The sequence below is a fragment of the Liquorilactobacillus sp. genome, assembly GCF_047719775.1.
In the GTDB taxonomy this organism is placed as follows: domain Bacteria; phylum Bacillota; class Bacilli; order Lactobacillales; family Lactobacillaceae; genus Liquorilactobacillus.
In genome coordinates, this window is record NZ_JBDNTS010000022.1 from 1 (window position 1) to 19,858 (window position 19,858).

The 19,858-nt window shown below is 31.0% G+C and carries 19 protein-coding genes and 1 pseudogene; 13 read left to right on the plus strand and 7 right to left on the minus strand.

Features of this window, described 5'->3' with window-relative positions; genetic code table 11:
* The 3 genes and pseudogenes from ABF682_RS10265 to ABF682_RS10275 form a co-directional block, all read left to right on the plus strand.
* On the plus strand, positions 1 to 582 hold a 582-nt coding region (locus tag ABF682_RS10265; protein ID WP_415601275.1), incomplete at its 5' end, for a hypothetical protein.
* A gap of 52 nt (positions 583 to 634) precedes the next feature.
* Positions 635 to 2,443: a DUF262 domain-containing protein gene (locus ABF682_RS10270; protein ID WP_415619759.1), complete on the plus strand. Its 1,809-nt coding sequence runs from the start codon at positions 635 to 637 to the stop codon at positions 2,441 to 2,443.
* A 261-nt stretch (positions 2,444 to 2,704) separates the two neighbouring features.
* A pseudogene (locus ABF682_RS10275) lies at positions 2,705 to 2,911 on the plus strand (2,3-bisphosphoglycerate-dependent phosphoglycerate mutase); the annotation flags it as partial.
* A gap of 454 nt (positions 2,912 to 3,365) precedes the next feature.
* Here the strand turns inward: ABF682_RS10275 and ABF682_RS10280 are convergent.
* From ABF682_RS10280 to ABF682_RS10290, 3 genes are read right to left on the minus strand one after another with little or no spacing between them, the layout of a single operon-like run.
* A complete protein-coding gene (locus ABF682_RS10280; protein ID WP_415619760.1) occupies positions 3,366 to 3,539 on the minus strand; it encodes a DUF4828 domain-containing protein in 174 nt (57 codons plus the stop codon).
* Between the two features lie 46 nt (positions 3,540 to 3,585).
* Positions 3,586 to 3,957 carry a hypothetical protein gene (locus ABF682_RS10285; RefSeq protein ID WP_415601269.1) on the minus strand — a complete coding sequence of 124 codons (372 nt, stop codon included), beginning with the start codon at positions 3,955 to 3,957 and terminating at the stop codon, positions 3,586 to 3,588.
* 3 nt (positions 3,958 to 3,960) lie between these two features.
* A complete protein-coding gene (locus ABF682_RS10290; RefSeq protein ID WP_415601267.1) occupies positions 3,961 to 4,224 on the minus strand; it encodes a hypothetical protein in 264 nt (87 codons plus the stop codon).
* A gap of 187 nt (positions 4,225 to 4,411) precedes the next feature.
* Between ABF682_RS10290 and ABF682_RS10295 the strand changes: the two genes are divergently transcribed.
* From ABF682_RS10295 to ABF682_RS10305, 3 genes are all read left to right on the plus strand, one after another.
* Complete coding sequence (locus tag ABF682_RS10295; RefSeq protein ID WP_415601265.1) at positions 4,412 to 4,951, plus strand: TetR/AcrR family transcriptional regulator; 540 nt, start codon at positions 4,412 to 4,414, stop codon at positions 4,949 to 4,951.
* A 590-nt stretch (positions 4,952 to 5,541) separates the two neighbouring features.
* Positions 5,542 to 6,012, plus strand: coding sequence for a hypothetical protein (locus tag ABF682_RS10300; RefSeq protein WP_415601263.1), 471 nt, complete (start codon positions 5,542 to 5,544; stop codon positions 6,010 to 6,012).
* A 142-nt stretch (positions 6,013 to 6,154) separates the two neighbouring features.
* The gene (locus ABF682_RS10305) at positions 6,155 to 6,304 is read left to right on the plus strand and encodes a hypothetical protein (RefSeq protein ID WP_415619761.1); all 150 of its coding nucleotides are present in this window, start codon (positions 6,155 to 6,157) and stop codon (positions 6,302 to 6,304) included.
* A gap of 776 nt (positions 6,305 to 7,080) precedes the next feature.
* Here the strand turns inward: ABF682_RS10305 and ABF682_RS10310 are convergent.
* On the minus strand, positions 7,081 to 7,314 hold the full coding sequence (locus ABF682_RS10310) for a hypothetical protein (protein WP_415619762.1): 234 nt from the start codon (positions 7,312 to 7,314) through the stop codon (positions 7,081 to 7,083).
* Positions 7,315 to 7,746: 432 nt separating this feature from the next.
* Here ABF682_RS10310 and ABF682_RS10315 point away from each other — a divergent pair, with 432 nt between their 5' ends.
* The 5 genes from ABF682_RS10315 to ABF682_RS10335 all read left to right on the plus strand — a co-directional run bounded on the left by ABF682_RS10315 (position 7,747) and on the right by ABF682_RS10335 (position 10,481).
* Positions 7,747 to 8,322, plus strand: a complete 576-nt coding sequence (locus ABF682_RS10315) for an NAD-dependent epimerase/dehydratase family protein (protein WP_415601261.1) — start codon at positions 7,747 to 7,749, stop codon at positions 8,320 to 8,322.
* Positions 8,323 to 8,338: 16 nt separating this feature from the next.
* Entirely contained in the window at positions 8,339 to 8,815 is a 477-nt protein-coding gene (locus tag ABF682_RS10320) for an RrF2 family transcriptional regulator (RefSeq protein WP_415601259.1), read from the plus strand.
* Positions 8,816 to 8,851: 36 nt separating this feature from the next.
* Positions 8,852 to 9,187 (plus strand): SDR family NAD(P)-dependent oxidoreductase, encoded by a 336-nt coding sequence (locus ABF682_RS10325; protein ID WP_415601257.1) that lies wholly within the window; start codon positions 8,852 to 8,854, stop codon positions 9,185 to 9,187.
* A gap of 41 nt (positions 9,188 to 9,228) precedes the next feature.
* A complete protein-coding gene (locus ABF682_RS10330) occupies positions 9,229 to 9,330 on the plus strand; it encodes an IS3 family transposase (RefSeq protein WP_415601255.1) in 102 nt (33 codons plus the stop codon).
* 314 nt (positions 9,331 to 9,644) lie between these two features.
* Positions 9,645 to 10,481, plus strand: a complete 837-nt coding sequence (locus tag ABF682_RS10335; RefSeq protein ID WP_415619763.1) for a MerR family transcriptional regulator — start codon at positions 9,645 to 9,647, stop codon at positions 10,479 to 10,481.
* 481 nt (positions 10,482 to 10,962) lie between these two features.
* Here ABF682_RS10335 and ABF682_RS10340 read toward each other — a convergent pair whose 3' ends face one another.
* Positions 10,963 to 12,675 carry a hypothetical protein gene (locus ABF682_RS10340; protein WP_415619764.1) on the minus strand — a complete coding sequence of 571 codons (1,713 nt, stop codon included), beginning with the start codon at positions 12,673 to 12,675 and terminating at the stop codon, positions 10,963 to 10,965.
* A 391-nt stretch (positions 12,676 to 13,066) separates the two neighbouring features.
* On the minus strand, positions 13,067 to 14,167 hold the full coding sequence (locus tag ABF682_RS10345) for an SLC13 family permease (protein ID WP_415619765.1): 1,101 nt from the start codon (positions 14,165 to 14,167) through the stop codon (positions 13,067 to 13,069).
* 845 nt (positions 14,168 to 15,012) lie between these two features.
* Between ABF682_RS10345 and ABF682_RS10350 the strand changes: the two genes are divergently transcribed.
* Positions 15,013 to 15,831, plus strand: a complete 819-nt coding sequence (locus ABF682_RS10350) for an undecaprenyl-diphosphate phosphatase (RefSeq protein ID WP_415619766.1) — start codon at positions 15,013 to 15,015, stop codon at positions 15,829 to 15,831.
* Positions 15,832 to 15,989: 158 nt separating this feature from the next.
* Here the strand turns inward: ABF682_RS10350 and ABF682_RS10355 are convergent, their stop codons facing one another.
* Complete coding sequence (locus tag ABF682_RS10355; protein ID WP_415619767.1) at positions 15,990 to 16,976, minus strand: LCP family protein; 987 nt, start codon at positions 16,974 to 16,976, stop codon at positions 15,990 to 15,992.
* Positions 16,977 to 17,366: 390 nt separating this feature from the next.
* Here ABF682_RS10355 and asnB point away from each other — a divergent pair, with 390 nt between their 5' ends.
* Entirely contained in the window at positions 17,367 to 19,205 is a 1,839-nt protein-coding gene (gene asnB, locus ABF682_RS10360; RefSeq protein WP_415619772.1) for an asparagine synthase (glutamine-hydrolyzing), read from the plus strand.
* The last annotated feature ends 653 nt before the right edge of the window (positions 19,206 to 19,858 follow it).

A 19,858-nucleotide genomic window follows, 5' to 3' on the forward strand; every position in this document is an offset into this window, starting at 1 on the left:
GATGTTGAGACTAGAACTGTACACAGAAATACCTTAATGAACTATCGTGATACAGCAACACAACTGATGGAACAGGTTAATGATGAAATCAGTTCTTTGGTAACAAATTCAGATATAAATAGATTTGATGGTTATTTAAAGAAAGTAAATGAATTAAAAGCATTATTATTTTTTCAACAAAGCTTATTATCAATTCTTAAGGAAATTGGTCGTCTTTCATTACTATTCAGTAATAGAAATGGAATAGGACAAGGATATTTTAATGTATACAAGGAATATTTGAACAAAACTAATCAAATTTTTGAGAGTATAAAGGGATGGCATACAAAAGAGCAAGATGAATATGATGTGGATTTGGAACACCACAGGTACTCTAAACAAGGTCTTGAGGGAATGTTTTTTGGCTTAGCAGCTAAGATAAATGAAGAATGGCAATATGAAAAGATAGATTTGGATGCAGAAGAACTAATTCAACATCAACGAAATTTAAAAAATATTGAACCTGAAGAAGTAACCTTGGACCTATTTACACAAGATACTAAATTGCTTTTGAAAGATAACAAGGTTTACTATCTACCCTAACAATGATTACTAGTGGGGAAAGTAAAAATAATATGTAAGTGGAGATTAGAATATGACTACGACAATTGAAGTTAATAAGCAGAGTGTTAAGCAATTATTGGAAACTGGCAAAAATAAGAAATTTGTAATACCAGAATATCAAAGACCATATGCTTGGTCAGATGAGCAAATACAGACACTTTTTGATGATCTGACTGAGTATACGGAAAATAACAATGAAAGTACTTATTTTCTGGGAACGATTGTTGCCTATGAGAACGATAATGGTGAACAAGAGATAATTGATGGTCAACAACGAATTACCTCTTTATTTTTATTGTTAAGAGCAATTTATTCAAAATTAACATCAATGGTGGAAACGGCGGAGTCAAAGAACTTCAAGTCCCAAATTGAATCTACTTTGTGGGAACAAAACGAATTAACCGCAGCAGTAAACTTTGAAAAAACATTGATTGTTTCACGGGTGATGGGGGATGAAGGTAATAAGGTTTTTTCAGAAATATTAATATCAGGTTCTACAAAAATAGACTCAAAGGATAATTACTCAAAAAACTATAATCTATTTGTTGATCTAATCGAGAAATATGCAACTGCTCAACCAGAACTTTTTTACTGGTTTATTAGAAATGTATTAAATAAAGCAATTTTATTGCCTATTACAGCAGATTCTCAGGATACAGCATTGACAATTTTTTCTACGCTTAATGATCGTGGATTAGCACTATCCGATTCTGATATTTTTAAAGCAAAGATTTATAATAATCTAAATCAATCTGGAAAGAAAAAATTTATTGATGAGTGGCAAAGATTAGATGATGATGCATCTAGTGCAGGTGAGAGCATCCAAAAGTTATTTTATTACTATATGTTTTATTTGAGGGCACTTGAAAATGATCGAAATACAACAACACCTGGTATTCGCAAATATTATTCCAAAAATAATTTCGAAAAACTATATAAAAATAATGTGATGATAGATTTAGAAGTTGTATTAAATCTCTGGTTTGTAATTAATAATAGAATAATTTTAGACAATGAAGAATGGTCAAAAAATATTAAAATTCAGCAGGTTTTAGATTGCCTTTCTTCGTACCCAAATGAGTTCTGGAAATATCCAGTAGTAATATATTATCTGAACTATCATCAAGATAAATTTTTTGAGAAAAAGTTTTTGGGATTTTTAAAGCATTTACTCGCTGTTTTAGCTGCCAGATATATTGTTACGCCAACAATTAATGCTGTTAAACGTGGGATTCTAAATTTGAATGCAGAAATTATAAAGTCTCCAACACCTAAATTTGATTTTAAGGAAATTAATGAGCAGGAATTGAAAGATAAAATAAAAAATGCTCATAGAAATACAGTAAGGATGATTTTGAAAATTATTTCTTATCAACATCAAGAAAAATTATTACCTGATAGATGGGAAATAGAACATATTTTACCTCAAAAATGGCAGCCTAGTTATTTTTCATCAGCTACAGATGAAGAAATAAAAGAATTGGTTGAACATATTGGTAACAAAATACCTTTTGAAAAAAGATTGAATATTATCGCTAGCAACGGATATTTTCAAAAGAAGTTAGCAAGCTATGCACAATCAAATGTTCAAATTATTTTGGACTTATCTCAAAGTAAAAATGATTGGGGGCTTAATGAAATATACGAAAGGGATGTTCGCATTTCTGATGAGTTATTGGAGCTGCTTAAAAATTGGGGATTAAATCAAGTTGATACTTCAAAAAATGGGATAAAGTTAATTCCAATTTTGGCCGATAGAATGGGTGATTATAATAACTTCTTGAAAATCTTCAGTAAAAAGGACAGTAATGAAGAAAGACAAAAATTCTTGAACATGTGAAATTTGATATGCGATTAAAAACTATAGAAAGTATTCATAGGGTGTTTAGGGCAAATAGGGTATACTTTTCAATTCATCTCTGATGTGTAATTTAGTCTTCCCTGCTAAATTTTTGAAATGAAGACATAATTAATTTTAGTGTGCTAAAGTGCCTTTTCATAACGTTCTGTATCTTTATTTTGACGAAATCTGGTCCAAGTTGTCAACTTAATATTTAATGAAAAATAGCGGTATTATAGGCTTTATTAGCTCTTTTAGAACCCATTCTGGGAAGACGAAATTGCTCCTAAGTTACTTGAAGGCAAGAACGTCATCATCGCAGCACATGGTAACTCATTACGTGCCCTTACAAAATACATTGAAGACATCTCAGATGCAGACATCATGGGTGTTGAAATGGCAACAGGTCAACCAGTTGTTTATGACTTGGATGAAAAGTTGAACATTGTAAGTAAAGAAAAACTTTAATAACAAACGATAATAAACATTAAAAGCCATGGCTTCCCTCAAAGGGGCCATGGCTTTTTGCTTACTGCTTTTTATTGGGAAGATTCAGTGAATATTGTTACTTTTTGTTACGTTAGATTGCTTTAAGTTGGCAATACCTGACAAGGAACGAAATATTAGTTGGCATATTTTGGACGAATGATTCGAAGGTTTGGTGTTGTGGAGAATGAATTAAAAAACATGCCCAAGTATCCCGATAATCCCAAAGTTAAGAAATTTTAAGAATTTAAAATATAATATGAATTGCTTAGGTAAATCAGAATCTTGAAAAGTTAGTAAGTGTCATATAGGGCAGTAAATTGCACAGACATGAGTTGAAAAGATCAATAAAACCATTAAATTTTACTGCAATGATTTTATTGATCTTTTATTCACACGATTTATCATCAAGCTACTACTGGCTAGTAGAAGATTCTTAAATGACTCTTTGCTGATATAAGCTGTAAGTTTTTCCCATTGATTCATCAGAGATAGACGACGGTTTCCGATCCTTTGAATAGATATTAATTAGAAATTCGTAGCGATCAATTAAAGAAAGTTTAGTAGAATTAATAGATTTAATTTTTAGCTTCAAGAGGATAGTCGTCAATCACCACATTTAGTATCTTATCTAATGGCTATGGATTACTATTAATCTATTTTTTAATTCCAATAGTTAGTGGTATTAGGCCAAATAGTAACAATAATCCAACGATTCCTAGCAAAATTCCCAAAATAATTTGACTGTAAACCATAACCAAACTCATGCCTGTGCCTAATAAAAGGCAACTACCAACAATTAATGTACTAATTTTTAATACTGTTTTGGTTGGCCGTGGTCCCTTTTTATTCATCGAACGCCGGTATGCAATTAATGCTAATAGTAATACAAGCAATCCTGAGATACCAAGCAATAGGCTGAGATAAAAGTATTTATTTTTGGGAATCAAACTACCAACCATACCCAAAGCAAACAGAATTCCACCGATTGTCGAAACAATCAAATAAACAAAAGTATTTTTCTTCATACATTACTTTCCGAATGCTTTATCATTAGCCTTTTTAGAAATTTCCTTTTGCTGTTTTTCCATTGATTCTAATTTGTCTTTATTTTCTGAATTAACTCTTTTGCGAGCATCTTCAACACTCTCACCATCTTTTGTCAAATACTGGTCGATAAACTTATCCTCAACTTTGCTATACCCACCGACAACGCCATCTTTAATTTTGTTGTGTAAACCCACCACTGTATCTGCAATCTTTTTGTTTGTTTTGATTAATTTTGATTTAGCCATTTTTGCGTCCTCCTTGTTGTTGTGATTTCAGTCTATCGTGGTTTATAATTGAAAACAATCATCAATATATCAACAATTGTTGGATTAATGAAAACGAATCAGATAAGATACCCAGAAGTAGCATTACGAGTTTCGTAAAATATTTTTTAATATTAAGGTGTTTATCAAGTTAATAGAGATGATGTGTATGCCAAATAAGAAAAACAATCGTGCAAAAAAAAGGTCAATTACTAACATCGAAAATGCTTTTGTTAATTTACTGCAAGATAAGTCTGTTAATAAGGTCTCTATTACTGAAATATGTAAAGAAGCCGATGTTAATCGCTCAACCTTTTATGCTAATTTTGTCGATGTGTTTGACTTGATTGAAAAACTTCAAGATCGCATGTTAAAAGATTTTAATGATTTATATGAATATGAAAATAGTGCTAAAGAAAATTCAAACAACTTTTTAAAACTTTTTTGGCATATTAAAGAGAACAAGATTCTGTATAAAACCTATTTTAAGCTCGGATTAGAGCTCAATGTTAATATAGACGTTTATGATACCGATCTAGCTCAAAGTCTATTCAATAATCAGCATTTAGACTATCACATTAACTTTTTTAGGGCTGGAATTACCGCTACTATAAAGAAGTGGTTAACTAATGATTGCGATCTTAGCCCAGAGGAACTTTTTAATGTTGTAAAAGAAGAATATCAAAATAAACTAGATAGTCTCCACTAAAGACAGAAGTAGTGAGGGCATTGCTAAGCTGGAAATTGACAAATAATGGTCGATAAGTAGCTACTAAAATGAGGTTAGAATTAAGGAATGTGATTATATGCTATATTTACGTGTACGAATAGTTGGCTCAAATAAAGAAACTGCCGATAGAAGTAAGTAAAGTAACTAGACCTATGAATTCGGATTCTAAAGTTACTGGTTCGATTAATTTAAATAAAGATATATTTATTTTTGAAGACAATTTCCCGAATGTACCTAATTATTCCACAACTAATTCAGCATTCAAAAACTTCAAAATCCATTAGTCATTGAAGGAAACTTTTCAATTAATATGATTTGATTTTCTGTTACAAATGCAGCTTATGCTGAATATGAAATAGACTAAAGGAAAATTACCGCGAGTCCAGATTCAATTTATGAATTTGCAAAATCTCATCCAGCCATCACAGCAGTTATAGTAATTGCAATGATTTGTGCCCCAGAAGGAGATATAGCCGTTGCTGCAACAAGTACAGTTGGAGTGGTATATAAGATCATTTTTGCATAAATATGGGGTTAATAATAATAGTAGTGCAGAAAGGGATATATGAATGATAATGTACATTTTATTGGGTCTAGGAGTACTTTCAATTTTTATAGGAAGATTAATGGCTCATAGGGGGTTACAAAATGAAAAAAGAGAATATCTGAATAAATTTGGACGTGAAAAAACGAAGAAAGAATATCAGAAGATAGAATTTAGAATGTGTAAAGAAAATTTTTTTTATAAAAAGTTACTTTATTTAGTTGTAGCTTTATGGATAGTTATAACTATTGAAGTAATAATTACGGTAGTTCTTTTTATGTTTGATAGTGAATTAAGCATGATAGCAGCAGCAGTTTTGTTCTTTTTACTAACAATTAGCAAATGTATAGGCTTGTTCAGATATAATTTGGGTTTAAAAAGCTCTGAATTTGTTCCGATAATTTCAACTGTGGAGCAGCTAAACTATGGAAATTTTATTATTGCAGTAGGATTTTCATTTATAATATTTGCCTTAATAATTTCTTACATTGACTAGCTTAAACCTTAAAAGATAACGTTTAAAATTAAACACGAAGTAATTGGTTTAGTTCAGAGTATTTTATCATAATAATACGAGTAATAGTTTTTTTTAATATTTGTCACAACTTGAAGAAAATGCAAATGAAGTCTATACTTACTTGAATACTGAAAGAGAATTGGTAGCGACAACCTTAATTGAGCTTTTAGGAGCGGGAGCTACTGCAACTGGAAGGAAAGAAAATGCTGCAATAATTACAGCAGGTGTTATACTTTGCGTGGCTATACTTGTAGGTGCAGCATTGGCGTAATTATTTTTTGAGGTGAAAATTTTGGACTTATTAGCGAATGGGATAATTGTTAGTAACATTATTGTATATATGGGTTTATTGGTATGGGTAGTGACACTGTGCAAAATAATTATTTTTAGAAAAAGAAACAAAAGTTCTGTAATATCGTTTAGAGATAAGATTACCGATATCAAAAATAATAAGAAAACTATCTTTAAACTTATCTTATTACTAATATTTTGTCTACTCATCTTTTATAGCTCAAAAAAAATTATAGCTTTTTTGTGGATAGCATTGATGGTAATAATGGGGAGTTTATTCTTAGATGACGTATTGAAAAATAAAATAGTAAGATTAAATAATGATAACTATACAAAAAAAATAGTTAATATTCGTCATACTTGGTATATTGGTACAATTGTAATAGTAATTGGTTGTATGATTCCCATAATAGTGAATGCTGTTATAGTTTTGTTCTTTTGATATTTATTCTTATTATAATGGGGAGATTTTACTAGTAAAGTTGAATCTCTATAGTACTCGCTTTAATACCGTTCAATGTTAACTAGATTAGTAAGTAATTTTTTAAACTATGTAATAATAGCTTCAGCTCAATAAAAAGTGAAGTATCCTATAATAATTAGACTTCAAAAAATCTAATTATTATAGGATACTTTATTTAATATATTAACAAAAATGGTCTAACTCTTGTTGAATATAGGAATCAGACTATTGTTGCATAACTCAATTCAAATTTGTCTAACTTTTTTGTGGTACTTCAAAATTTAACTTTTGGCCTATCCTTTAAAATCTGATTTCACACAAATTAAGCAATTATTTTTCACTAACAGATGTGTCATTACAAGTTGTTCAATACGTGAAAACGCCTTTTTTAATAAATCTAAACTCGTAGCACAACTGATTCGAAAGTAATTAGCATAATCTGTGTCAAATGCTGTACAGGATACGGGCGCAACACGTGCCTGTTCAGTCAACAAATCAGTATAATCATTTGCTCGTCCTAAATACATCTCAGGTACTTTTATATATTTTTTTCATCCGACGTGAATCATCATCGCAGCACTCGGCAAAACTCATTACGTGTCCTTACAAAAATACATTGTTAGTAAAGAAAAACTTTAATAATAAATAATAAAAGCCATGGTTTCCCTCAAAGGAGCCAGGGCCTTTTTTTACTACTTTTTGTTACACTAGATTGCTTTGAATTGGCAATAACTGATAAGAAACGAAATATCAGATGGTATATTTTGAACGAAAGGTACGAAATTTTGGCGTTGTGGGGAATAAATTTAAAAATAATTGATTTATAAAAAAATAAGTTGTAAGTTGATGAGTTATATTATTTTTATAAATAATAAAGATGTAAAAAAATTTACTTTTTTGAATTCCTTAGATACTATAGATCTATAGATAATTAACATCTAAGAAATGGAGAGATGAAAATGAAAAATATAGTATTATTAGGTGGCAATGGATACATTGGAAGAGAAGTAACAAGGCAATGGTTAAACCAGGATAAAGATACACAATTTTATGTAATCTCTCGTTCTGGTAAAAATAAATTAGCAGATAAAAAAATCCAGGATATTGCCATAAATGAATTGAACTTGGATACAATAAAAAAATTATTGCCAGCGAAAATTGATTATATTGCTGACTTTATTGGACGACCAGAAAAAAAGATTCAAGATTTGGTTAAAATAAATAAAGAACCAGCTGAAATAATGTTAGAACTTGCAAAGTATTATCAAGTTAAAGCGATGGGATTTATTGGAGGACAACTTGGGCCAAAAACATTTGTATCAGTTAAGAAAGAAATTATAGAATTACTTGATAGTAGCGAGATACAGGTAGAGTATGTCAATCCCACAATAGTTTACGGAGCTGATAGAAGTGATGGGCTTTCTAAAATGATTCCTATATTTAAATTTCTAGGAATTTTTTCCAAAAACTTGAAACCAGTTAGAGTTGAATCGATTGCTGCTGAGTTAATTGAAAAATTACGCAAAAATATATAGTAGAGGGATAGATCATATGTTAAAAGTAAGTAAAGGTGTAGAGCAGGGTGTTTTTGTTTTATTAATGTTGGCTTTACAAAAAGACCATACCCCTGTAAAAAGTAATATTTTAAGTGACACTTTAAGTGTATCAGATTCGTATTTAAAAAAAATATTGAGAAAATTAGTTGTAGCTGGCTTGATTTCATCTAATGCCAGTAAAGATGGAGGTTTTCAATTGAAAAAGTCTATTGAAAAAATTAGTTTTTTGGATGTATGTATGGCATTGGATCCAATAAAAGAAATTGAATTACAAAATATGCAATTAGCGAATCATATATTTCCAAATGATCCAGAACATGTTAAAAAAAGCGAACAGACTGTTATTGATGTTTTTTCTAAAGGAACTGAGGCTTTTTATAAAGAGTTAAAAGCTGTTTCTTTGGCTAAACTTTTGAAAGAAGAGAAATATACTGAAGGTACAATAAATTGGGCCAAACAGTTAGAAAAATGAAAAGCTATTTTTTATCTTTTTAGAGGAGGAATTTTAATGGCAGAAACAGTTGTTATTTTAGGCGTTGGTGAAGGGTTTGGGCTTTCTATTGCAAGGGCATTTGGACAAGCTGGAAAATATCCAGTGCCAGTTGCAAGAAATGAAGAAAAATTAAAAAAGATGGTCACAGTCTTGCAAAAGGAAAATATTAATGCTAGTTCGATTAGAGCAGATGCTACCAATTCACAACAGACAGAAGAAATGTTTAAACAGGTCGTTAATGAATTTGGTATTCCTGGAACTTTTATCTATAATGTTGGCAATACATCACCAGATGATCCTTTTTCTACATCTGTTGAGCAAATAAAAAGAACTTTTGATGTGAATGTTTAAAGCGTGTTAGGATTACTTCTCTTAGTGAACTGAGCACGTTAGTGGAACATTATGTTGCTTGGTATAATACCCAGAGAATTTCACTTAAACGGCATGGATTAACTCCAGTCGAATATCGTAAACAGTATCTAGCTAACAATTAAAATAACCATGTCCAACTTTTTTAAGGCAGTACAAAGTCGGGAAAATTTGAGTACTAACTCGAAATTACGAACATCGTGAGTACTTTGCTATGAGTAATTCGAAGTTAGACGGAGAGTTTTGACTTATGAAACACGTTTATACGGAATAAATAAAGGAGCTGAATCAAAATTTAACTTTTGGCCCAGCCCCTTTTTTAAAACATTCTTATTGACCTTATAGTCACTCTATAGTTTAAAATAAAACTATCAATTGATAGCTTAGTGTAACTTTCGAAAGTACAATATTTCAATATACTGAATAGGGGGGATGAAACTTGAAGATTGATGAATTTTCTAAAATTAGTGGAGTATCAGTGTATGCATTGAGATTCTATGATAAATTGAATATTCTTAAACCAATCAGTGTTAATCAGGATAATAGGTATCGGAGCTATGGCCCAGAACAACTATCTCGAGTAGCTGAAATAAACTCTTTAAAAGAGTTAGGAGTTCCGCTGAAAGACATGAGTGATTTTTTTTCTGTTTCATCAGATGATTCCAATGTGATTAGAGTTATTGCTGATCGTCAGATTTCAGAATTACAAACAAAAATCAAAAATATTGAAGATCAAATAGAACGTATTCAAGCCAGTCTCTTCCTATATAATAATGGAGGATACAATATGATGAATGGCATTACCGTAAAAACAACGCGTGCTTTTTTGGCTGCTACACAGAGAAAGCAATACGACAAAAATACAAAAAAATATGATGAGTTTTCAACAAATTTATGGGATAATCTAGAAAATGAAATTAAAAAAAATGGAGGCTCATTGTCAACACCATGCCTTACGTTATATTATTCTGGATTATATTTGGATCAAGATAACAAAATAGTGGATCAAGAAATTGTTGAACCTTTAACTCACGAACTAGCAGTTGATAAAAATTCCGATGTGTTAATTAGAGAAATCCCAGCCGAAGAAGTTGCCTCTATTATTCATACAGAAGGATTCAACAATATCGGTGTTACTGGTAATAAATTAATTACTTGGGTGAAGGAGAATGGGTATGTGGTTTCCGGACCGCTCCGAGAGATTTACCATATTGATCAAAAAAATCCAGATGATGTGAGCACGATAGAGTTGCAATTACCCCTGAAAGATAGCTAATGTATATCTTTTAAAATAAAAAATCTAGATGTTCATTTTTCTTTGGAGAAGATCACTAATAATTGGGTTTCTGAAATTGAAGATTCAGAAGAAAATCGAATTGAAATTATAGCACCTATTTAAATAAATACTAGAGATAGGTAAGATAAAAAAATTCAATAAAAACTAGTAACTAAAAATCTCAGTGGTCAGTTGGCAATACTTGGTTGATGACAATAACTGGGATTTTTTTCGTTTACTTTAATATTTAATGTTACTAATCACAGTTTAATAACATTGATTTTCCTAATAAGATTTATAGTTGTTCACTTTTATATATCTGTGCAACCAGTTAAAAAATTAGGGTAAGCGAGGTACTGGTAAATTTACTGTTCATGAATAATTACAGCACTTCTTCTCTTTTACCAGAAATCTTCGTTGCTCTATATTTACTACTTGTATCAAGGATTATTTAAAATCTCAAAGGAGAATGGATTTTTCTCTAAAGAGTATGTTTTATTTTTATTAACCAAAGTAGCATAATTAACCATGCAGTCATTGTGATTATTAACAATAACCTGAAATATTTTGGAGTTACAAAGGAAATACTTAATTGATTCATCCCTTTTTTTATATTTAGTAAGGGTGCTCCAATATCCGAAACTTCATATCTTTGTATGTGACGACCATTTAGCTCTAATGAAGTTTCCGCATATGTAATAATGGGTATCCTTTGTTTGCCAGAGTGACTAGTTTTCCATACTAAAACTAATTTTCCATTTTTTGTGACTTTATGATAAAAAAAACGGTAAGGCTTAATTATTTGGTTTTCATAAGTTGTTGAACGTTTCAGCTTTTTTCCTTCAGGATAAGGTATCGGTAAATAGTCAGGATGGCTCTTATCCACTAGTATAAGCAGATTTCCAGGATTTCCAGATGTTGTTGTCCATTGAATCTCATGTGGGTTTTCAGCGATTGTCCTTGTTTTAGCCCAGCTATTTAAGCCTTCACGCTGATATATAATACTACGATGAACAACATTTATTATAGTGCTACTTGCTAAAATTAATGTACCAGCAAACAATGATGCATACATCAAGTTTTTTGTCCATCGCTTTTTTAAGTTTAACTGGTTCAAGCTCATTATTAATCCGGCAAATATTAATGGATACGCGATTACATCGAATCTTACTGGAAATTGCAAGGTTGATTCAAGTTTTGGTGTTAACTTATCCAGTAATGCCCATGGAAATAAGACTGAAGATACCCACATAAAAAGAAGTCCAATAACTGTAGTAAAGGAATTAATTTTATTTTTTCCCCAATGTACAATAATCCATATAATTTGAAATAGTAATATTGAAATTAAAACAAAATTCAAATAATTACGGAATCCAGGCAGAAAAGCAAACATTAGTGCATTTTTACTTAATTTAAATGCTCCTGGACTTGCAATGTAATTTTCCGAATACATAACTAAAAAGCTGCCCCAGATATTAGCGGTTAAAGGAATGGTTATGCCAATTGCTTTAATCAACTGAAAGCAAATTTTCTTTTTATTGGTAGTATGTATATATGAATAAAGAAAGAAAGGTATAAACAGCAGAACAAACATTAAAGTACTTAGAATGTGGATTTGGGAAATAATTGCCATAATAAGTGATAGAGGAATGACGTGAATCGCATTATCTGGTTCTTGAATCATCTTTATGGCAATGAGTAAAGCATACGGTGTTAAAGCGGCTCCCCATGTCATCATGTTTTGCCCCAGAGTCCAGTAGGGCATCCACCCACAACTCATAAACATTGTAGTAACAAGTATCCCTATCCATCGAGGAGATTTTAAAAATTGAGTCAGTCTATACATACCACAGCCACCAACCATGAATAAAATCAGACTGGATGATAATTCGTAATTAAACCAAGAATGAGTTATTAGTAATAATAGTCCATTTGCATAGGCAAATAATGGACCATACATTCCATTAATTAAACGTCCACTTTGTTGAAACCCAAAATTTGTTTGAAAATAGCTAAATTTACCTGTTTGAATTTGTTTCGCAGCATCATAGAAACGGTTAAAATGAAATAGAGCATCCGATCCAATGATAGTACTTTGAGTAAGTATTTGTGGCGCAATCAGAGCTAACGAGATTAAGAAGAGTACTAAGTAGGGCCAAAAATCCCTCCATAATTTTTTACCACGTATTTTCAATTTTTATAATTCCTTTCTAAATTACTACTCTAGAGCTATACAAACTATACAAAGTTTAGGTAGAAAAAGTGGTGTGTTTTGTCCCTTAACAATGTCTAAACTTATTTAATAATATGTAGCTTTTATAATATTATTATATACACATTTCTTTCTTTATCATAAATTTTTTCTTATTCTTAATTTGTTGTTAATTTTATTTTAAATTGAAAAAAATATAATACATTCTAATTTAATTAATATGACTGGAAGCTAAATCTGTTTCTCGCCATATTAATTTCACGATGAGTAGGGAGGGAACATGGAGTCAATATTTGTCATTAAAATACATATACGGGTGACATGTTTCTTGGGTTAATTTGTTATATATATTCTAATGTTTTCAGAAAAATTTTTAAATGAATATCAGACCTAAAATACCTAATAATATAAGTAGTATTACATTAACTAGCGTAAATATTTTTATGAATTGATAAATGTGACTGGTTTGATCAAACAAAATCAATTGTTTAAGAGCCAATAAGTTAGCTAAGGAAGCAATTAAAGTCCCTAGACTCCCAACATTGACTCCCCAAAAAAGTGCTCTTATCTTATTAGTAAAGTGGGCGAGTAAAAGTGTTGCTGGAACATTGCTAATAAATTGACTCAAGAGAAGACTGGTAATATAAACCATTGACTTTGTCTGTGTTAATTGGCTAATCAAATGATTAATCAATGTACTGTGGCTAAAATCACTAACCATTACAAAAAAACAGAGAATTGTTAAGAGTAAACCATAGTCAATTTTTTTAATTACCTGTTTATCAATAAAAAAACAACTTATTATTGCAATTACACCAACTAATTGAATACTTATAAAGTTAAAAATACCAAGGAAAACAATGAGCAACAAACATCCAGTCATCACAAGCGGAATTTTTTTAATTGTTATACTTTCTTTGCTGATTTTTTTAATTACTTTGGCTCTTATTAACCAAGTTAATGGTATTAAAAGTAAAAGGCTTATTATCATGAATGGAAATGATATTCTAAAAAACTGACCACTTCTTAAATGGTAATTAGATATTAAAAATAAATTTTGTGGATTTCCAAAAGGCGTAAATGCGCTTCCTAAATTAGCAGCGACAATAATCATAGTAGCAGGAAATGCAGTTTTTAGACGTTGTTCATGAGCAATACTAATAAATAGTGGTATTAGGGTTAGAATTGCAACATCATTTGTTAATAACATAGAACTTATAAAAGATAGTATTACAAGAAATTGAATAGTCTGACGACTGTTGCTTGAGAATGCGACCAATAGTCTACTTAGCTTATCAAGTAGTTGAAGTGAATTTAGTAATTGCACACAAATCATTAATGCGAACAAAGAAAAAATAGTGTGCCAGTTAAGATCACTTAAACGAGGAAGTCCCAGTAGCAAACTAAATAAAGTAAAGCCAAGTGTGATCCAGAATATTTTATCATGATAAATGCGAGTAATAATTATTTTCATAGATCATGGTCCTTTCGTATTACATTAATTGTTTTGGTATTATAAAACTTATATTTTAAAAGAGTTAGTTTTACATAGTTTTCATAAAATCAGTAAAATTACGGAGAAATAAACCTGGGATAGAGGTCTGATTTACTTAATTTTATGATTTTGACTTTTTTATATTGGAATTGTGGTTGTAGCTAATGGAGCTTTAACAGCGGTAGTACTATGACCTGATGAACTATTGGAGACTAAAAAATCAATTGAGTAGACTAATTTTATTCAGTAATAACCAATATGCTGTTTTACTCATTACATCTTTTGCTTTAATAGAACTCCTTGTGATTCAGTATTTTGGAACGGGAATAATTTAGAAAATATTTGATCCTATTAAGGGCATTATAGCTTGCCCTTTTTGCTATTTGGGATGTTATTAATTTATTGAAGTATTCATAATTTTAAAAGCTGGATCTTCTTATTATGCGATAAAAATATTGTTTAGTCTTGCAAATAAGGTAGGCATTTTCGTCTTAGATAGTATTTTTTAGCAACTATTGGTGCAGAAGGCGTACAAATCATAGCGGGAGTTGTGGTGTCAAGTGATGACAAGATTGATAAGTTCCTACAGCTAGGGTTGACACTTTAAGTATTTTTTGGATATGGCTAAAATTATCAAAAATGAAGAGAGTGAAAGTCAAGAAGAATTGTTACTTTATTTAAGGAAGTATAAGCTGAAACAATAATGATAACTGAAAAAATTATCAAATACTAAAATAGTGTAAAAGCTTTTAAGAATTTATTATGCTATCCTCGTTTATTTCTTTAGCAAGATACAATTAATAAGAATAGGGAGGTTATACATAATGAATTTTTTTGAGACTATCATTTTGGCCATTGTGCAGGGAATTTCGGAATTGTTTCCAATTAGTAGTGTTGCCCATGCAGTAATTGTGCCATATTTGCTTGGATGGAATCTAAATCCAAGTTTTTTGAAGCATAATTTTTTAGAATTTGTGGTTATGATGCATATTGGGACGACGATTGCACTATTGATTTATTTTAGAAAAGATTGGGCTAAAATTTTTCATTCAATATTCAATGCAGAGGATTCAAAGAAGATTTTGTTGTTGCTTGTGTTGGGGACAATTCCAGCATTATTATTTGGGGCACTTTTTGAAAAATCTATCACAAATGCTTTTAGTAGTGTAATACTTGCAGCAAGTTTCTTGTGTGTAAATGGGGTATTGTTATTTTTAGGCGAACGAGCACGCAAAAAAGGAACTAAAAAATTGGAAGACCTTTCTTGGTGGCAAGCAATAATAGTTGGGGTATTTCAGTCTTTGGCCTTAATCCCAGGTTTTTCCCGTTCAGGTTCAAGTATTACAGCGGGTTTTTGGATGGGGTTGTCTAATGAAGAGTCGGCTAGATTCTCGATGCTTTTATCGACACCAGTTATTGCTGGGGCTGCAATGTTAGAGATACCAAAATTAATTCATAATCATCCGGCTGGTTTGCTCGGCCTATCATTGACAGGTGGAGTGGTGGCAGGATTATTTGCCTTTTTAAGTGTGTATTTTTTAATGCATTGGTTTAACCGAAAAGAGATTAACACAATGGGTCCTTTCGCAATATATTGTATTTTGATGGGTGGTTTTATTGTTGTGTCAAAAGTTCTTTTTTGATTAGTTTCGTTGGATGAGATATATCAAGATAAAAAAGATTGATAAAATTAGGTAAAATCTAAACTTTATCAACCTTTTTTAAATGTTTAAACTGCGTAGATACTCAATGTATTAGAAAATAATCAATATTCAGGGAGTCTGTAGCTGAACATCTTGCGCTAATTATTTACGTTGTCTTTAATTACTTTCTGTAAAGCGGCTTTATTCAAAATAACTTCATCATTATAATTTTCAAGAATACTATCATAAACAACTTTATTAGTTCCCTTCAACTGGAAATAATGAAGTTGCTTTTTTGCATTAAAATTATTGGCGATAGCTAAAGCAAAACTAGTCATATCTGATTTATTCATGTCAGTTGCAACTAAAAACTTGGATACTGAAGTAACTAATGCAGGAATTTTAAAAGCATTGATGGGGTTACTTACTTTATCAGCGATTCCCACTAAAGCATCTTCTTGTAATTGTTGACGACCAAAGTCAGTTCCGGGAAGCGAATCTCTTTCATGTACAATTTCAGTAACCATTTTTGCATCTAAGTTATGCTTCCCTTTAGTGAAGATTTTGTTTTGATCATCTGAATACCAAGGATGGGTCAAAGTTACAGCAAAAGGTAAGTTCATTGTGATACCACCTACTGTAGCAACCATTGAACGAAATCCCCAATAATTTGTTTCAAGATAATAATTAACGGGAACATTAAGATAACTAGAAATTGTCTTAACAGCCATTAGTATGCCCTTTTTTGCACCATACTTTTCTTGATATACGGATTGTACGCTTGTTAATTTGGTATATCCAAGACTTTGCATATATATTCGTGAATCGCGAGGAATGCTAACGATATTGTATGTATGTTTTGTCAAATTGGCGTGTATTAGCAACATAGAGTCTGTATGACCGCTGACTTGATTAGGGCGCTCATCTGATCCAATCACAAGAATATTAAATGTTCCTTTTGCCTGATAGTATTTTGTCTTAGTTGTGTTGAGGGTTTTAAGGTGAGAAAAATGATTTTTGGGATTAAAGTGTTGCCATGTTAACGATCCCCCAATCGCTAATGCAAGACATAGAGCTAATATTCCCCAAGCCCATGGATGCTGTATTTTTTTTGATGTTTTTTTAGTTCTACTTTTCCTTTGCACGAATCTATCTCCCTTGTGAAACAATCTTAATAACTTTAGTGGTATTGAGATGAATATAGATGATAACTATTAATATTTGGTAAAAAAAATATAAATTATGAGTATCTTAATCAATTTACTGAATTTATAAATATTCCTTGGATAACTTGTTTATAAAAAAGAATTAATTGTTAATCAATATCATCTTTTGCGATTTTATATTATTTTGAGTTATTAATATTTGACAAAAATGAAAAAGCAGGTGATGTAATTAAGGTAAGAAACAGTAAATATTTTCAAAAACTAATAAAGTAATAAGATTTTGTTCAGAAACTAAATTAAATGGAATTTGAAAAAAAAAAAAATTATAATTTACTAGGTTGGGGAAATGATCAAAAAAAGGGGTGTACTATGTGTGGCTTTGTAGGGCTTTTGACAAAGAGTATGGGGAAAAACGAGATAAAGTATAAACAGATTAACGACATGAATAACATGATTATTCATAGAGGACCAGACGATGAAGGATATTTTCAAGACAAAAATATCACCATGGGTTTTAGGCGTTTAAGCATAGTGGATATAAAAAATGGACATCAGCCAATGGCATATGATAACGAAAGATTTTGGTTGACTTTCAATGGAGAAATATATAATTACATTGAGCTACGCAGGCAACTAGAGCAGGAAGGTTATGCTTTTAAAACTGACACAGACTCAGAAGTTGTTTTAGCCATGTATTCTAAATATTCTGAAAAATGTGTTTCTTTTTTTCGAGGTATGTTTGCTTTTGTTATTTGGGATAGTGTTGCAAAAAAGTTATTTGCAGCACGTGATCATTTTGGAATCAAGCCTTTTTATTATTCAATTAGTGAGGGGAATTTTTATTATGCTTCTGAAAATAAGGCAATTTATAAAATATTACAGAAAAAATCTTTAAATGAAAATGCATTACAGGATTATATGACATATCAGTATGTTCCTGAGAATGAAACGATGTATGAAAATGTAGAATCATTGCAACCAGGTTATTCACTTAGTATTGAACCAGGAGGAGAAACCAAAGTTGAACGGTATTTCTATGCAGAATTTGAACCAATTAAGTTATCTGAAAGAGAGTATGAAAAACAGATACGGGATTGTTTAGTTGATTCAGTCGAAAAACATATGCGTGCAGACGTTCCTGTAGGGTCTTTTTTATCGGGTGGAATTGACTCTGCAATTATTGTTTCCTTAGCAAAGCAATTCAATTCTCAGCTAGAAACATTTTCTGTTGGTTTTGAGCAAGAAGGTTATAGTGAATTAGATGTTGCAAAAAAGACAGCCGCACAATTGGGTGTAAAAAATACAAGCTACATTATCAATCCAGAGGAATTTATGCAAGAATTTCCACATTTTGTATGGAGTATGGATGATCCTTTAGCAGATCCGGCAGCTATTCCACAATATTTTGTTGCGCGTGAAGCAAGAAAGAAGGTAAAAGTTGCTCTAACAGGTGAGGGGGCTGATGAATTTTTTGGCGGATACAGAATGTATCATGAACCACTTTCATTAAAATTTTTTGAACATACCAAAAGAATTAATAAGATGTTGAATCAAATAGCGCATCTACTTCCTGAAGGAGTAAGGGGGCGTAACTTTATTTTACGAGGAACGACACCGTTAGAGGAACGTTATGTCGGAAATGCATTCATTTTTAATGAAAAACAGAAAAATAAATTTTTTAAAAATTATAATTGTAATCATACATTTCAACTTTTTACTAAGTCGTTGTATCAAGATGCATCCAAAAATGATGCGGTTAGCAAAATGCAGTTTATTGATGTTCATACGTGGCTTAGTGGTGATTTATTGCATAATGCAGATAGAACAACAATGGCACATAGTTTAGAGTTGCGGACACCATTTGTTGATAAAGATGTTTTTGAAGTTGCTAGACATATTCCATCAGAGTATAAAATTTCTCATGGAACAACTAAATATATTTTGAGAAAGGCAGTTAAAGGATTAGTACCTAGCCATGTGTTGGAGCGAAGAAAATTAGGTTTTCCAGTTCCCATTAGAGTTTGGTTGCGTGCTGAAATGTATGAGTGGGCACGGGATATTATTAAAAAATCACAGACAGATAAATATTTTGATAAAAATTATTTTTTGAATTTATTGGAGGAACATCGTAGGAAAAGAAAAGATAATTCAAGAAAAATTTGGACTATTCTTACTTTTATGGTGTGGTATCAAGTATATGGTGAGTAAAGAAATATTTGTGATTCAAGTGAACTGAAGTTTGTAGACATCTAAATTTTTGAATGAGAGCTCTACCTTATGTGATAACTTTTTATGATATGCATTGTAATTAATAACATAGAATGAATTATAAATTTCAAAAATAGTAAAAGTCATGGATTCCTGTAAAGGACCCATGACTTTTTTACGCAGTATAAGTTGAAAAAACATCTAAAGACTTCTAGTTGATTCAGAGTGAGGTAGGTCTAGGATACTTTTTGAATTTAAGATAGTATCAATTTTACAAACCAAATTTTAGTCGGACTTTACAGATACGATAGCAAGATAAGTAAAGAGGACATCAATTCATCATTAACGGAACTGTCCTCTTTAACCAATAACGATCAAATTTGGTTAGGACCGATTATCAAAGTTAGTGATGCGAGTGTGTATATGCATATTGAATCAATATTTGGTCACATCCATTTGATAGTGGTGAAACAATTGAACTAGAGTATGAAATAACAACTGCTAAGCTTTGAATTCAGTGCATAACTTGTTTAAGGAATTCAAGACAAAGAATGCAATGTGCAATGTACCGATAAGACGGGTAGCGATGAATAAAATAGTAAAATGAATTGATTTTCATCATAAGTAGGTCATTAAGCACAAGAGAGCTTTTT

Coding starts and splice junctions, on each gene's coding strand:
- ABF682_RS10270 (WP_415619759.1), top strand. CDS start 635: ATGACTACGACAATTGAAGTTAATAAGCAGAGTGTTAAGCAATTATTG.
- ABF682_RS10285 (WP_415601269.1), bottom strand. CDS start 3,957: ATGAAGAAAAATACTTTTGTTTATTTGATTGTTTCGACAATCGGTGGA.
- ABF682_RS10290 (WP_415601267.1), bottom strand. CDS start 4,224: ATGGCTAAATCAAAATTAATCAAAACAAACAAAAAGATTGCAGATACA.
- ABF682_RS10295 (WP_415601265.1), top strand. CDS start 4,412: ATGCCAAATAAGAAAAACAATCGTGCAAAAAAAAGGTCAATTACTAAC.
- ABF682_RS10300 (WP_415601263.1), top strand. CDS start 5,542: ATGATAATGTACATTTTATTGGGTCTAGGAGTACTTTCAATTTTTATA.
- ABF682_RS10310 (WP_415619762.1), bottom strand. CDS start 7,314: ATGTATTTAGGACGAGCAAATGATTATACTGATTTGTTGACTGAACAG.
- ABF682_RS10315 (WP_415601261.1), top strand. CDS start 7,747: ATGAAAAATATAGTATTATTAGGTGGCAATGGATACATTGGAAGAGAA.
- ABF682_RS10320 (WP_415601259.1), top strand. CDS start 8,339: ATGTTAAAAGTAAGTAAAGGTGTAGAGCAGGGTGTTTTTGTTTTATTA.
- ABF682_RS10325 (WP_415601257.1), top strand. CDS start 8,852: ATGGCAGAAACAGTTGTTATTTTAGGCGTTGGTGAAGGGTTTGGGCTT.
- ABF682_RS10345 (WP_415619765.1), bottom strand. CDS start 14,167: ATGAAAATAATTATTACTCGCATTTATCATGATAAAATATTCTGGATC.
- ABF682_RS10350 (WP_415619766.1), top strand. CDS start 15,013: ATGAATTTTTTTGAGACTATCATTTTGGCCATTGTGCAGGGAATTTCG.
- asnB (WP_415619772.1), top strand. CDS start 17,367: ATGTGTGGCTTTGTAGGGCTTTTGACAAAGAGTATGGGGAAAAACGAG.